The 15,798-nt window shown below is 48.9% G+C and carries 11 protein-coding genes; 10 read left to right on the forward strand and 1 reads right to left on the reverse strand.

Annotated features, from left to right (window positions below; all coding sequences use genetic code 11):
- The first annotated feature begins 214 nt into the window (after positions 1-214).
- From K7B07_RS05725 to K7B07_RS05755, 7 genes are read left to right on the forward strand one after another with little or no spacing between them, the layout of a single operon-like run.
- Positions 215-1,078 carry a hypothetical protein gene (locus K7B07_RS05725; protein WP_223708158.1) on the forward strand — a complete coding sequence of 288 codons (864 nt, stop codon included), beginning with the start codon at positions 215-217 and terminating at the stop codon, positions 1,076-1,078.
- A 39-nt stretch (positions 1,079-1,117) separates the two neighbouring features.
- The gene (locus tag K7B07_RS05730; RefSeq protein WP_223708160.1) at positions 1,118-1,969 is read left to right on the forward strand and encodes a TssN family type VI secretion system protein; all 852 of its coding nucleotides are present in this window, start codon (positions 1,118-1,120) and stop codon (positions 1,967-1,969) included.
- A gap of 25 nt (positions 1,970-1,994) precedes the next feature.
- Complete coding sequence (locus tag K7B07_RS05735) at positions 1,995-3,146, forward strand: hypothetical protein (RefSeq protein ID WP_223708161.1); 1,152 nt, start codon at positions 1,995-1,997, stop codon at positions 3,144-3,146.
- A gap of 42 nt (positions 3,147-3,188) precedes the next feature.
- Positions 3,189-3,710 (forward strand): type VI secretion system TssO, encoded by a 522-nt coding sequence (tssO, locus tag K7B07_RS05740; protein ID WP_223708163.1) that lies wholly within the window; start codon positions 3,189-3,191, stop codon positions 3,708-3,710.
- A gap of 21 nt (positions 3,711-3,731) precedes the next feature.
- On the forward strand, positions 3,732-4,817 hold the full coding sequence (locus K7B07_RS05745; RefSeq protein WP_223708165.1) for a PKD domain-containing protein: 1,086 nt from the start codon (positions 3,732-3,734) through the stop codon (positions 4,815-4,817).
- Between the two features lie 6 nt (positions 4,818-4,823).
- On the forward strand, positions 4,824-5,252 hold the full coding sequence (locus K7B07_RS05750; protein ID WP_223708166.1) for a GPW/gp25 family protein: 429 nt from the start codon (positions 4,824-4,826) through the stop codon (positions 5,250-5,252).
- Between the two features lie 34 nt (positions 5,253-5,286).
- Positions 5,287-7,119, forward strand: a complete 1,833-nt coding sequence (locus K7B07_RS05755; RefSeq protein ID WP_223708167.1) for a hypothetical protein — start codon at positions 5,287-5,289, stop codon at positions 7,117-7,119.
- 36 nt (positions 7,120-7,155) lie between these two features.
- On the opposite strand, the gene hemW is transcribed toward K7B07_RS05755, so the two are convergent.
- Positions 7,156-8,277: a radical SAM family heme chaperone HemW gene (gene hemW, locus K7B07_RS05760; RefSeq protein WP_223708168.1), complete on the reverse strand. Its 1,122-nt coding sequence runs from the start codon at positions 8,275-8,277 to the stop codon at positions 7,156-7,158.
- A gap of 92 nt (positions 8,278-8,369) precedes the next feature.
- On the opposite strand from hemW, the gene K7B07_RS05765 reads away from it, so the two are divergent.
- The 3 genes from K7B07_RS05765 to K7B07_RS05775 all read left to right on the forward strand — a co-directional run bounded on the left by K7B07_RS05765 (position 8,370) and on the right by K7B07_RS05775 (position 15,793).
- Positions 8,370-10,172 carry a POTRA domain-containing protein gene (locus tag K7B07_RS05765; protein WP_223708169.1) on the forward strand — a complete coding sequence of 601 codons (1,803 nt, stop codon included), beginning with the start codon at positions 8,370-8,372 and terminating at the stop codon, positions 10,170-10,172.
- A 90-nt stretch (positions 10,173-10,262) separates the two neighbouring features.
- On the forward strand, positions 10,263-12,170 hold the full coding sequence (locus tag K7B07_RS05770) for a S9 family peptidase (protein ID WP_223708170.1): 1,908 nt from the start codon (positions 10,263-10,265) through the stop codon (positions 12,168-12,170).
- A 440-nt stretch (positions 12,171-12,610) separates the two neighbouring features.
- On the forward strand, positions 12,611-15,793 hold the full coding sequence (locus K7B07_RS05775) for a SusC/RagA family TonB-linked outer membrane protein (protein WP_223708171.1): 3,183 nt from the start codon (positions 12,611-12,613) through the stop codon (positions 15,791-15,793).
- Positions 15,794-15,798: the final 5 nt, after the last annotated feature.

Raw genomic sequence — 15,798 nt, forward strand, 5'->3', positions numbered from 1 at the left:
TGATGTCCTTTCTTAGATTACACAGCTCATTAATTGCCTAGTTACAGAATAGGTTTTTATTTTCAGTAAAAATAGATCTTTGCGTTACTACAAACCATCGCTATTATTAGGTATAGCCCACCCTTTTCTTTTTTTCTACTTTTGATACCAGGTCATTCGCATCAGAAAAGAATACCATAATTAAAACAACATGAGCTCCCGGAATAACCATATTATGAAACCTCCGTTTCGCGCCGAAGCCATATGTGCGGGGTTGATCAGATCGGGAATTCCGGCAGATCAGATCGTTGTTCATGCAAGAGGCGGCTTCAGAAAAAGCTTTAGCGACGACGTGGCGGAACTGGACGAGACCGGCTCCGGATTTGAGCTGACCGTGAACAGGGACAGCCTCTATGACAAGCTGCCGGAAGGACTCTTTCATCAGACAAAAGGTAACAGCCGGATCCGCACCATAGAAGATGCCGTTCAGGAGCACAAACGGTATAAGGAAGAAGAGCGGCTGGCCCGGAAGTTTTTTTCGCCACTGGAACAGCTCCTGTTCCGCTACCAGGTTCTTTTGGAAAAAGAAGAACAGGACATGCAGTTTGATCTCCAGGGAGGAAGATTGAACCGGGCATGGTTTGATTTCTGGAACTTCGACACCGCATTGCCGGGAGAGGAAGCCGGCCGGATGTTGCAACTGATGCCCTATCTGCATGCCATAAAAGGGAACCCCGCCGATACAGCAGAAGCGCTGGCCTATATACTGAATAAAAAAGTGCTGCTGCGTGAAGCAGAGAAGCCCAGTGCGGTTCCCCTGTCATCTCCGGATGCGCTCGCCGAAACGCGGCTGGGAGGAAACAGTACGATCGGCGATAACACGCTGGAGTTGTTTCATCACTGGGTATTTTCGATTGAGGGCACAACAGGCAGGGAACTGCTGCTCTTTGTCCCCCAACCCGGCCAGACAACTATTCTGCAAAAATTCGAAGACCTCTTTGTTCCATTTGAAATAGATGTGCAATTTGAATTTGATATACAGGAAAAGGAGGCGGGTAAAGATCTTGGTTCGGTACTCGGCTATGGAGCCCATATCTGATCCGGGTCTTACAACTGTTTATTTCAAAACTTAATAACTATGGCGTTAAAGTTTTTTATACTCTACGCAGGCCTGTTTTTATTCTCGTCACTGGCACTGATCCCTTTGATCCGGCAAATGAGCAGCTCATTCAGCAACAGGGGCAAACGTCCCTGGATCTTTAGCTTTGTTGCCTCGGCCCTTTCATCCGGTGCTGCCTTTGCCATTACTTATATTACCCAAAACCTGTTTACAACGTTCTGGCTGCTTGGCGGGCTGTTCCTGGTCCTGGGTTTCCTTTTTGTATTACTCGTGCATAAGAAATATTTCCGTGCCCGTCATGACAACCGCAACAAACAGCTGTTCTCGGAGCTGCTTTTCGGCTGCTCGATACTTTTCCTTTGCGTTGCCCTTTTCTCCTCGCTGCAGTATTTTCTCAAAGACCGGAATTTTATGTATTTCCCGATGTTGCTGTGCATGCTGTTCTTTTTTATCCCGGTTCTGGTACTGCATACATTTGATGCTGCTATAAATATCCCCAGGCCGGACTACCCGGCATGGCAGTATCCGGAACAAACACTCGAACTGCCGGACGAAAAGGAAGGGGAACACCTTTATGTGATCTGGTTTGAAATAGCAAAAAAACTCACGGATACCCAACGCACCTTTTTCAGGGGAAAGGCCCCGGAAGACATGTTGCTGGGCGATCTGTTCTATCATTTTATCAATGAGTACAATGAGGATCACAGCGAAACACCGATTGAATATAAGAACGACGAGAAAACCTCCGAATGGCAGTTCCGGACCCGGTCCCGCTGGTACAATTTCTCAAAAGTACTGGATGCGGCCTCCCCGGTGGCCCGGAACCCGATAAAAGAAAATACTATTATTATCTGTGAACGGGTTCAGTAACCACCCGTTATTCAAAAACTAAAACATGGACAACGGATCTACTTTTTTACGTGTAAACTGGTCGGACGGCATGAAGCTGAACAAAGCGCTTTTTATTGCCCAGGACAATGCCGCCGCCGCCGCTTCCCACCAGCTGATCGCCTCCACACTGTCTCCTATAAGATACGGGCTGCTGCCGGTGGAAAAGAACTTTTCGGTAAGGATGGCTGTAGACAACCAGCATACCATCCGGGTTTCGGTGCTTTCCTGTAAAGCGCTTACCCTAGGCGGTATCCCTGTATTCATCGACGCGTTCACCGACGCATCCGCTGCCGATGGCATTCCCGCTGCATCCCTGGAGATCAATACCAGTCAACAGGCCCTTTACTGGGTGGTACTGCTGGCCAAACCCTTTGAACGGAATCCCGCCGGCACTATTGACCCGGATGAAACCCCAGCCCGGTTCCCTTTTGTAAAACCGGGATTTACGGTGCTGTTGGTGGAGGACCAGGAATTCGGTCAGTACGCCCAACATCCGATGGCCCTGTGTATCGGAAAAATAAACGCAACAGGAAACGCAGCCTATATCGACGAGGAATACATTCCCCCCTGTATTTGCACAGCCGCTTCTGCCGACCTGCTGGGCTTGCATGCAGAACTGGATCAGTTCCTCTCCGGGCTTGAACAGTCCTGCTCCCAGATCGTTCAGAAGATCTATAAAAAAAGCCAGCAGAACAACCTGTCTGAACTGGCCCGCTTTCTCTGCGACCGGATCATGCTGTTCCTCGGCCAGGTGATCACCGAATACCGCTGGGACCTGATTCATCAATCGCCGGCGCTCCTGCTCCGGCATATTGCAGCACTGGCCCGGGTTATTAAAAATACCATCGACCTGCGTATCGGCTCCGGCAAGGATGAACTGATGAGCTATCTCTGCGAATGGTGCGAACTGAACCAGGGCGAACTGGAAGGCCTGCTGAACGATATGGCACTGCTGCGGTATCAGCACAATGACATCAATGAAAATATCCGGCAGATCATCGGCTTTGCCAAAGTGATCGGAAAGCTGTTCAACACATTGAGCAACCTGGAATTTATAGGCAAACGCAAGGACTCCGGCTTATTTGTAAAGGAAGAGCAGACCTTTCCCGTCAACGATGCCAATGCCCCCAAACCGAAACGCCGGTTTTTCGGCTAATACCGGAATGTATATAATCCTTAAAGCGATAAATAATTATTCATGAAACCCAACAATACCACTGAAAGGAGCCGTGCTTTTGCCCGTTTTTTACTGTTTTTTTTCCTTACCGTCGCGTTGATGGTCACCGCGATCTTCTTTGGGATCCGCATTCCTTACGCGGAAAATGAAAAACTCCGCGAACAGCTCGCCATCATTGAAAAGGAGAACCGGTTCCGCGACAATTTTGCGGGCAATATGCTGCAAACACAGTCCCTGCTGGACACCGTGAACCTTGACCCGGCCCGGTCCGGACTCATCGACGGACGCATCACCCAGAAGATACAGGAGATGGATGCACTGCTGAGCCGGAACGAGGCCGGCTCAAAGGACATCTACGCGCAGGTGATCAAGGCCCTCAACAATACACAGACGGACAAAAAAGGGCTGAGAGCCGCCAGCAGCAAGGATTCTGTTGTGGCCATGTATAACGCACAGATACAGGAACTGAAAAATTCGCTTACAAAGTGGCAGGACTCGTATAAACAACTGGAGATGCAGAACCTTCTCCTGCGTCAAAAATAACAGGACCTTAATCACTACATCATGCATTTTGTATATTCAAAACAATGGGGACGGCTCGATTTCAGGGTATGGGTTTCCCTGCTCCTTCTGGCTGTGGCCACCCTGGGACTTCTCGGCTATAAAGTGGCTACCCATGTGGCCTGTCCTGAATTTCAGCTGAAAACCGGAAGCACGATCAATCATCTTTCGGAGCGTCCCAATACCTATTTCGTCAACGAACAGGTAAAGTTTCTCGCTACGCAAAATGATGCCAGCCTCATCGTTACCTGGAATTTTGGTGATAAATCGGCTACGCAGATCGGCGCATCGGTCATGCACCGTTTTATCAAAGAAGGCAATTACCTCGTTACGGCATCAGTGAACGGCCGCTGTACCATGTCCCTCAATATACGCGTGATACAGAACAGCACGCCTATCAGTGAAACCGGTAGTCCCGCAGTGGCCGGGATTGTTTCGGATGATGTTGTTACCCTGGGCAATGAGACCGTTTTTAATACCACCGCCTCTTCCGGAACATATACCTGGAGTATTGCAGAGCTGCCGGAACTGGGACAGCAAACCACACAAAGCGCGCGCTTTATATTTACAAAGCCGGGATCTTTCACCGTGTTGCTCCTGCTGGATAAAGGCCTACGGTATCAGAAGCCCATCCAGGTAACCGATCCGCTGGGGAGTGGCACTCCTGCCTCCAGTGTTCCGCTCCCACCCGGTCCGGCCGAAACAGGGCCGCCACCGCTGCCTGTGGATGAACCGAAAAAGCAGGAGCCGGTCAAAGAAGAGGCCGGCACCCAGGCACCACAGGAACCGGCGCCCCCTGCCGTCAAAGTGTATGAACAGTTGCCAGAGCCGGCGATACAGGCGATGCTGGAAGAGGTAACAGTAGGAAAGAAAAGCGTTGAGGATTTTAACAACATCCTCTGTAACGGGGCAGGAACAAAAGTTATGGCCAATAATGAAGCCACCACTTTCGCTGCTCTTTGCAATGCACTTAAAGAAAAGAAAGGACTGCCTTTATTAAAAAGAAAAAGAAAGATCCAGTCATTTAAAATTGTAAGAGATGCCGGCAATGGCAATTGCGTAAAAATAATTTACATCAGTTATAAATAAACCCAGGTGAAAACATATCTGAAATTACCATTACGCTTCGATCAGTTCTTCGATAAAAAAAAGCTGCCCTCCTGCGAGCTGCAGGATTCCATATACCGCAACCTCCACCTGATCATCACCACCGTCCGGGGAGAGAACAAGGCGGATGCAGTATACGGGGCTTCGTTCTGGGAAACCGATTATGACATCCATCTCGACAACGATTCCCGGAAAGAACTGATCGCCAATATCCTTAAACGGCAGATCGAACGTTACGAAAAACGGATCACCAATGTTGTCATAAGCGTTGAAGTAAAAATGGCCGTGCTGAAAACACAAAATGCCGGTCTGCCCAGAAGAAAAATTGAAATAAGGGTACAGGGACAGATCCAGAAAACGCTCGAGCCGTTCCGGTTTCAGACAGGATTGTTCATCGGGCCACTGACACTGGATTAACCGTAGATACCACTCAATAAAGCAATCACTACGGATGGAAACATTAAAAAAAGAACAGATCAGAGACCGGATGGTGCGCCTGGCTGCAGCCCAGTGGCAGATCCCGGAGAATGAGATCGAAGCCCATTTTGATCCGCTGCTGATGCTGATCTTTGATGTGCTGGCAGCAGAAGTGGAAACCATCGGCCACCAGATCGATGCCGTAAGCGGCCGGCTGCTGAACGAGCTGTCGTCCATAATGCTGCCACATGCCCTGCTGCGTGCCAAACCCGCCTCCTGTATTCTTACAGCAATGCCCGTTGAAAGAACAGTGCTGTTGAATGAAGAGCACAGTTTCAGCGCTGTGGTAACCAGCCAGGATCCCGGAATGCCGGTTGCAGAGACCGAACTCAATTTTACGCCCAATGGTACCGTGAAGTTGTTTAAGCTCAGCACCGGTTATTTAAGAACCGGAGGTAAGGTTTATAAACTGGATGAAGCCGGCCGCAGGTCATTGATACACGATGAGCCGGCGGCGACTGTGCTGGTTGACGAACTTCATCTCACCCTTCATAGCCGGGAAGTGTTTGATACACTTCAGGGCCTGCAGCTTTTTTTTGATCTGAAAGGACATTCAGAAGCCTCGAACTTCTACTTCGCCCTTCAACAGGCACAATTGTTCATCAACGGAGTGCCGGCCGCGTTTTCCGGCGGTTGCTATCAGCAGCAGCAGTACGAGACAGGCCTGAAAGACAGCCTCGCCCCGGACGGCGATTACAGCAGGAAGATCCGCAGGGAGATCGCCGGCATCTACGGCCGCCAGTTTATAACAGTAGCGCAGGAAAACCTTCCCGGTGTTCCTGAAGATCCCTTATTCCTGGCGGGCCTTCCCGGGAAATTACAGGAAACCATTTACACCGGAGAAACCATCTACCTCACCCTCCGGTTAAGCAGGCATTTTTCCCGGGAAGTACTGGAGCGGCTGCTGATCAGTGTGAATGCGTTTCCCGTGATCAATCGCAAGCCTGAAAAAATCCACTTTAAGACAGACCGCTGGATCAACATCATTCCCCTTCCCGTACAGGGATCTTTTCTCGATATCAAAAGTATCGAAGGGATCGAAGGGACCCGGTACCAGTTGCGCCCGGATCCAGGGAAAGATACTATTGAGGAAGGGCAGGCCATCATGAGGACCTCCCGTATCGGGAAGGACAGCAGCCGCGATGTACGGAATTCCATCAACAGTCTTTTGGAAAGTATCCGGGATGAGAGTGCCTACTTCAGCAGGATCAGCAATGATTTTATCGCCGCCCAGCTGAATGAGATCTCCAAACTGCTGGCGCGGCTGCAGGACCGGCTCCTGGTGGCAAAAGATGAGCGGCCCGCGTTTTATTATGTGCTGCTCCGGTCAAAAAAGCAACAGGAAACCGTTTTCGTGCAGTACTGGTCCACGGCTCCTGCCACAGCTTCCGCGTTAAAAGCCTTTACCGTCTTCAAACCGGTGATGCATTCTCTTACAGCAGGTCCCTGTATCGCGTTAACCGGTACTTCCGGTGGCGTGGAAACCTTTAGTGATTATACCCAAAAACAAATGCTGGTGCGGCAATTATCTTCCCGTGGAAAAATCATCTCCAGGGAAGATATCCGGCTGCTGTGTTTTGAATTATTTGGCATACGGCTCAAGAACGTGATCATCAGCAAGGCCATGCATATTCTTCAGGGAGCCCGGAACGGCATTACCAAAGTCATCGATATTGAACTGCAGCTGCGGGAACAGGATTATACGGCAGATGAGCTCGCTTATCTTCAGAAGCTGTTACATTATCAGCTGGAAAACCATGCATCTTTTGTGCTTCCTTTCGAAAGCCGGATCACCTATATCGACTGAAAGCGACCGCAGACCCGGGATACGTTATACTCCCGGTTATTCGTCGGTAAAAAGATCGGCGGCTATACCATCGGCGAACAGCTTCCCTTCATTGGTTAAACGGATCACCGCTTCCTCTGGTGTAAGCCAGCCCTTCTCCCGGAACTGCGCCGCACGCTTTAACAACTGTTCCCGGATCACACCTTCAAAGCGGTCCGGCATTATTCCCTCTGCAGTACGAAGAGCGGTCATGATGTATTCGTTCTGTTTTTGCACGGGTGTCAGTACTTCTTCCTCATAGGGGATGATCCCGGCAGCAATGCTGCGGATGTACTGCTGGTTATTGGCCACATTCCAGCGCCGGGTCATTCCATTGTAGGAATGAGCTGCCGGTCCCAGGCCATAATAGGGTACGCCCTGCCAGTAGGCACTGTTATGCTGGCTCCGGAAGCCGGGCTTTGCAAAATTGGATATCTCATAATGCTCATAGCCGGCCCGGCCCAGCCATTCCATCAGCAATAAAAATTGTTCCGATTGCTGGTCACCCGTCACATTTTGTTTCTGGTGATTGCGGATCATTTTATCCAGCGGTGTTTCCGGTTCCACGGTTAATGCATAACAGGATAAATGCGGAATGCCGAGATCCATCGCTGTTTCCACATTCTGACGCCACCGCTCATCGCTCAGCCCCGGCACGCCATATATAAGATCGATGGTTATATTGTTGAAATAAGTAAGCGCCAGTTCCAGTCCGTTTTTCGCCTGTTGGGCATTATGCGCCCGGTTCATCCAGACGAGATCCCTTTCAAAAAAAGATTGCACACCGATACTCAGACGGTTGACACCTGCGGCTTTCCAGGCCTCCAGCTTCCCGCGGGTCAGGTCGTCGGGGTTGGCTTCCAGTGTGATCTCTGCATCTTCCTGTACCGGGAACCGGGCTTTGAGCTGCTGCTGCAGTGAGCTGATATCCTCATCCGGCAGCAGACTGGGTGTGCCGCCGCCAAAATATACCGTTTCCACGGGTTCTGTACGGATAAAATTTCCGGTTGCCGCAAGAGCTATTTCGCTTCCCAGGGCCTTTATCAATGCCTCCCGGTAATGCAGGGAAGTGGAAAAATGAAAGTTGCAATAATTACAAGCTTTTTTACAAAAAGGGATATGAATATAAATACCTGCCAAAATCTGTTGCCTTTTATACAAAAGCGCCCGGTTCATATTGCCCCGGTACGCAGCAATTTTCTATAAAAAATAGCGTTTATTTGTGTTTCAGAATGACAAATGTACGATACCTTTTACCGCTTCTTGCATTTTTATGGACGGGCTTTTATGCCGCGGCTCAGGACCGCTATACATTGATTGTTACCCTTGTTGATAAAGACAGTAATTTTCTGAAAAAAGATTTTCCGGTAAAGACCGACTTTATCAATAAGGAAGATTGCCGTCAGTATACGGAACAGCTCATTCCCCTGCTGCAGGCCCGCGGGTTTGTGACCGCGTCGGTGGACTCGCTCCGCTTTGACTCCACTGCGGCTTATATGCAGCTGTTTGCCGGTGTCCGTTATAAATGGGAGCACCTTACCGTTGGTGGAGAAAGTCTTAAATGGCTGACGCAGGTGGGCTACGACGGACAATTGTTTACCGGCCGTTCCCTGGATTATACCCTGCTGGGTGATGTACAACAGCGTATGCTGAATTATTTTGAGAACCACGGGCATCCTTTCGCCCGGATCTATGCTGATGCCATTGATATCAACGGGGATCAGGTCTCCGGCCACTTAAAGGTGGAGCCCGGTCCGTTATACCGGGTGGACAGCATCCGGATCACCGGTAATGCACGGCTCAGTAATGATTATCTTCAGAATTATCTTGATATAAAGAATGGTTCGGTCTATAGTAAGGAGAAACTGCAACGCATCAGTTCGGAGCTCAAAAAGCTCAATTATATTGAAGAAAGCTATCCGCCCCGTTTTTACTGGGGCAGCACCGGGGGTGTGGTGGAACTGTTCCTGCAGCAGAAAAAGAGCAACCAGGTCAATTTCATAATCGGCTTCCTGCCCAACAGCAATGCGGCACAATCAAAAAAGCTGCTCATCACCGGCGAAGGTTTACTAAATCTGAAAAATGCCCTGGGGGGTGGTGAAACGATCGGACTGGTATGGCAGAAACTGGAAGCGGCCTCGCAGCGGCTGAATGTGAACTTCCTGCAGCCTTACCTGTTCCGGTCGCGTTTCGGGCTGGATTTCGGGATCGACATGCTGAAACGGGACTCCAGCTATCTTAATTTTGACTATCGCATCGGGATGCAATACGCCCTTAATACCCGTCAGAATGCCCGGCTGTTTTACAACCAGTTCTCTACCATTATTAACACCATCGACAAAGCGGAATTGCTGCAGACCCGGCAGCTTCCGGCAGAAGCCGATGTAAAAATCTCCAATGTCGGGATCGAATACCAGATCAATACCACCAACTACATTTTTAACCCGGTTTCGGGGCTCGATATAAAATTCACCGGTACTGCAGGTATTAAAAAGATAAAAAAGAACAGTCAGATCATCGATCTTGAAGATCCGGAAGATCCGGATTTTGATTTTTCCAGGTTATATGATACAGTAAAGCTCCGGTCGGTGCAGGTACGCACCCTGCTTTCGGCAGCCCGCTATTTCCCACTGTCAAAGCGGGGTATCAGCACCCTAAAAACAGCGCTTCAGGGAGGTTACCTTGCCGGTGGCAATATTTTCAGGAACGAATTGTTTCAGATCGGGGGATACCGGTTGCTGCGTGGGTTTGATGAGCAAAGCCAGTTCCTGTCCCGCTATGCCATTGCTACGCTGGAGTACCGTTACCTCGTTGGAGAGAACTCCTATCTTAACGCCTTTGCAGACGGAGGCTGGGGCTATGACGGAAGCAGGGGCGTCAATAAAAACTATAATTACCTGGGGGTCGGGATCGGTCTTGCGTTTGAAACAAAAGCAGGTGTATTTAACCTGGCCTGGGCAGTAGGAAAAAGGAATGACACCAACTTCAACCTGCGGCAATCCAAGATCCATTTCGGATTCATCAATTATTTTTAGCAGTCAGCCGCGAGTTATGAGTCACAAACTATAGCCCCTGTACAATAAACCATCAACTATTCTGGTTACCTTTGCACAAAATTTTTTCACATGAGAAAATTATTGATCACCGTATCTGCATGTTTTATGCTAAAAGCGAATGCACAACAGCCTCTGAGTCCGGAAACCCTTTTACAATTGGGCAGGGTAAGCGCCGTAGGGATCTCCAAAGACAAAAAATCGGTCATTTACAAAGTATCCACGCCCAATATTGCCGAAAACAAAATGGATACAAAGGAATACATCATTCCGCTGACCGGCGGCCAGCCAACCCCGCTCGCCAGCTCCGAAGGAATGGTGGAGAATAACCGGATCGCTCCGGATGGAAAACACATCCTGAGCAGTGAGGAGGTGCTGTTAAAAAAAGTAATGGGTAAGGACCGCTATCCGGAACTGGATAAAACAAGCGCCCAGGTATATACGGCGCTCAATTACCGCCACTGGGACAAATGGTTTGAAGGAAAATTCAGTCATGTGTTCTTTGCTCCTTATGTTAACGGACAGGCCGGGGAGAAAAAAGACATTATGCCCGACGAACCCTATTTCTGCCCGCAGCAACCCTTTGGCGGTGATGAGGATTTTATATGGTCGCCCGACAGCAAAAAGATCATTTATGTGACCAAAAAATCCTTTGGTACCGAATACGCCGTCAGCACCAATACAGATATTTATGAATACGACATTACTACAGGAGCTACAACGAATCTTACAGAAAGCAATAAAGGATACGATGTGGCCCCCGCTTTCAACCAGGAGGGGAAAATGGCATGGCTCCAAATGAAAACAGCTGGTTATGAAGCCGACAAGAACGACCTGGTGGTAATGACACGGAACGTTACGGTAAACCTGACAGGACATAACGACCAGATCAATGTCTCCTCTTTTATCTGGGGTAACGACAACAAGACCCTGTTCTTTATTGCCCCCGTCGATGGTACCGAACAGGTGTTTTCGGTGAACGATATCGGCGTCACACGCATGCTGCCGCGCATCCGGCAACTTACGAAAGGTGATTTTGATATCAGTTCCATCCTTGCCCAGGCAGGCGACGAGCTGGTGGTAGCAAAAGAAGATATTTCACGGGCAGCAGAACTTTACACCCTGAACATTAAAACAGGCGCCCTGAAACAACTGAGCCATGTAAATGATGAAGCCTATCAGAAGATCGCCCCGGTTAAAACCGAGCGCCGGTGGATAACAACGGCAGACAATAAAAAAATGATGGAATGGGTGGTATATCCTCCCGGCTTTGATCCGTCAAAAAAATATCCCACCCTGCTCTATTGCCAGGGTGGTCCGCAATCCGCCACCACGCAGTTTTATTCTTATCGCTGGAACTTTCAGCTAATGGCGTCACAGGGCTATATAGTGGTCGTTCCCTCACGGCGCGGCATGCCCGGGTTCGGAACAGAATGGAATGAAGCGGTGAGCAAAGATTGGGGAGGTAAAGTGATACAGGATTACCTGGATGCCATCGACGATATATCAAAAGAACCTTATGTGGATAAAGACAGCAGGGCTGCAGTAGGCGCCAGCTTTGGAGGTTATTCTGTTTTTGCGCTGGCCGGCTGTCATCAAAAACGGTTTAAAACCTTTATCGCCCATGATGGTGTTTTTGATTTTACGGCAATGACCGGAACCACCGATGAGCTTTGGTTCGAGAACTGGGAGAAAGGTGGCTATTACTGGGAAAAGGACAACAAAGCGGCACAGCGTTCTTATGCTGCTTCTCCGTTAAATACAGTTGGCAACTGGGATACACCTATTATGATCGTACAGGGAGGAAAGGATTACCGCGTGCCTGTCGAGCAGGGACAGGGAGCTTTTCAGGCTGCACAGCTGAGGGGCATTAAAAGCAAGTTCCTCTATTTTCCAGATGAGAACCATTGGGTATTAAAACCGCAGAACGCCCTGGTATGGCAGCGGGAATTCTTTTCCTGGTTAAAAGAGACCTTATAAAGCGATCTGCCGGCAGACAGCGCTCCTCAAAAGCCGGTTTGCCTGATGCAGCCGGCTTTTGCGTTTGTACCCCGGAAAGCAGGTCCTTCTGCTGTAAAGACGACGGTGGCCGGCTGTTGAGATGATAAGCTGCAGCGTAAAAGCAGGTCCGGGCAGCCCTGTTTTTTCCCCGGATGAAACATTATCCTGCATGTGGAAACAATTTCCAACGTTTTCCTAACTCCTTTCGTTGCTGATCTGTATTTTATTCACTGTTTCCCCCCTACATTTGTATCGATTCAGCTTGCTGAGAAATGTAACGATGTTATAACGATTGTATTTTTTCGGAGAAATGTTTCCTGTATTGCTTTTAACAGGCAGGTCCTTTGCGGTTATTGATCGAAGGGCAGGTAGTTTATTTTTTTAACCAATCATTCAAATTAAATTAAACCAATTTAACTATGAGCAGATGTAGAAACTGGATAATTGTCTTTTTGACACTTATCGGGGTTTGGAATGCGACCCCTTCTGTTGCGCAAGACAACCGGCAGCGGATCTCCGGCTCGGTCACCAATCAGGCCGGTGAACCCTTACAGGGCGTTTCTGTTTTGGTAAAAGGTACAACAACAGGAACGCTCACCGATGCAAAAGGGGTATTTAATCTGTCGGTTCCCAGCCGCGCAAATACAACACTTGAATTTTCATTCACGGGGTACGAATCGCTGGAAAAGGCCGTTGAAGGTAATGGGCGTATTAACGTAGTGCTTACTGCCGACACGAAGGGCCTCGACGAGGTTGTGGTGATCGGGTATGGAACTGCACGGAGAAAAGACCTCACCGGAGCCGTCGCTTCCGTACAGGCAACAAAGCTGGAAAAAGAAGCCCCCCGGTCGGTACAGGATCTCTTAAGGGGCAATGCCGCGGGTATCATAATCGGCCAGAGCAACCCAGGCAATGTGGCAAGAGGCGATGCCGATATCCTGGTAAGAGGATCGGGCACACTCAAAGCAGGAAGCAATCCTTTGAATGTGGTGGACGGGGTCATTTTCGACGGAACATTTGCCGATCTCAACCCCAATGACATACAATCGATCGATATCCTGAAGGATGCCAGTGCCACGGCGGTTTACGGTGCAAAGGCCGCAAATGGCGTGGTACTGATCACCACTAAAAAAGGCGCCGCGGGCAAACCCCGGATCACCTTTAACGCAAACCTGGGCTTTGTGGAAAAAGCAGGCATGCCCCGGGTTATGAATGGTGAGGAATTCCTGAACTGGCGCTACGATTATGAAGTGGGAAAAAGAACCGACGCGTTTCTCAACCAGTATCCGGAGATGTTTATAGACCCCCGTAAGCTGACCAATGTAAATTCTCTGGACTGGTACAACTATGATCAGAAAACACCGGTGACCTCGGTTACTGATGAGCAGCTGATCCGTACCTGGTTAACCCGGCTCGAATTAAAAGCGCCCGAAATAGACAATTATATGGCGAACAAGGTTACCGACTGGCAGGATCTTGTTTTCCAACGTGGGTTTCAACAGGATTATACCGCTGCTGTTTCCAATAAAAATGACAACTCCAGTTATTATTTCTCGTTGAACCATGTAGACAGGGAAGGAATTGTTGTGGGGAACCGATTTAAGAATTTCCGGACGAGGCTGAACCTAGAATCAAAGGTCACTTCATTTCTGAAAGTTGGAGCCAATACCAATTTTGCCGTTCGGAATGAGGGCTTTCTTCAGGCCAACTGGGGGCAGTCCGCCGTTATTTCACCTTATGGTTCCAATAACCTGGATGATCCCAACAGTATCTACCAGCGTCTTCCCACGGGAGATGCCACACCGGTAAACCCGTTTTACGATAACCAGTTCAGGGATCGTAAAGATCTGTACAGCACACTGAATTCAAGCCTTTATGGTATTATTACCCTTCCGTTCGGCTTCGAATTCCAGTCGAATTTTACTCCCTCTTTTACCTGGAGAGAATATTATAATCATGAGTCTTCGCTGAGTCTGGAATGGAACGCAAAAGGAGGTGCCAGTGAGCGCAGATTTGAAAAAACTTACAACTGGCAGGTTGACAATGTACTTCGCTGGAAGCGCCGCTTTGATATTCATAGTTTTGAGGTCACCCTTTTGCAAAACGCGGAGAAGGGACAATACTGGATGACCAAGGCTACCACTTCCAACTACAGCCCCAGTGATATTCTCGGGTACCATCGCATACAGGCAGGAACCGTACCGCTGAATGAAAGCAACGACACTTATAGAACTGGAGAGGCCCTGATGGCGCGTTTGTTTTATTCGCTAAAAGATAAATATATGCTGACCGCTTCTGTAAGAAGGGACGGCTATTCCGCCTTTGGCACAAAGAATCCACGGGCAACTTTTCCGGCGCTGGCGTTTGCCTGGGACTTCTCAGAAGAAAGTTTTATGAAAAATACCTCCGGCTGGCTCGACTATGCCAAACTGCGGCTTTCCTGGGGGAAAAACGGGAACCGGGATATCGGACAGTATGAAGCATTATCAGATATGACCTCAGGACTGCATCCATACATTGATCAATCAGGCAATGTGTACATTGCTTCCCAGCTTTATGTAAACCGCATGGCCAACCTTGCATTAAAATGGGAGTCCAAGGCCTCCTATAATATTGGTCTGGATTTTTCCCTGTTCAAAAGCAGGCTGAGCGGCACCATCGATGCCTATACTGCCAACACCTACGACCTGCTGGTAGACCGGGCACTACCGGAAATTATAGGGTTTAACAGTGTGGCAGCCAATTTGGGGCAAATGAACAACAAGGGATTTGAGGTTAGCCTGAATGGTATTATTATTCGGAAGAAAGATTTCGGATGGAACAGTTCCTTCATCTTTATGCTGAACCGCCGCAAAATTGTGCATTTATATGGCGATATGATTGATGTAAAAGATGCCAGTGGAAATGTGATCGGGCAAAAAGAAGCGGATGATATTAAAAACCACTGGTTCATCGGCCAGGACCCCGATCGCTACTGGAACTATGAACGCACCGGCGTATGGCAGATCGGAGAAGAAGCTGCTGCGCAGAAATACGGCAACCAACCCGGGGATTTTAAATACAAAGATCAGAATGGGGACAGCTTAATGACAGACGCAGATCGGATCTTCCAGGGCTATAAAAGCCCGCGGTTCCGCTGGACCTGGAGAAATGATTTCAATTATAAACAGTTCAGTCTTTCTGTCTTCATTTATTCCAACTGGGGACAAAGGGAACAATTCAACCGGGCCAGCAACAACTCCAGTTTTCCTGATCGGACTACCGATTATGTGCAGCCCCGATGGACGCCGGAAAATCCCATCAACGATTATGCCCGCATCGGATCCAAGAATATTGGTACCAACTATGTGGACCGGTCATTCATACGTTTAGATAATGTGTCTCTATCCTATGCCGTACCTCAGTCCTGGCTAAACGCTATAAAAGCGCAGAGCCTGCGTATTTCTGCTTCTGTAAGAAACGTAGCGTTCTGGGCGCCACACTGGAAGTATGGAGATCCGGAATCCGGTGGATACCGGACACGGGACGGTGACGGCAATGAATATACACCGGGACAACCCACACCCCGTACCTATAACTTAAGCCTTAATCTTACACTTTAATTTTC

Origin of the sequence: Niabella beijingensis (assembly GCF_020034665.1) — a bacterium.
GTDB lineage: Bacteria > Bacteroidota > Bacteroidia > Chitinophagales > Chitinophagaceae > Niabella > Niabella beijingensis.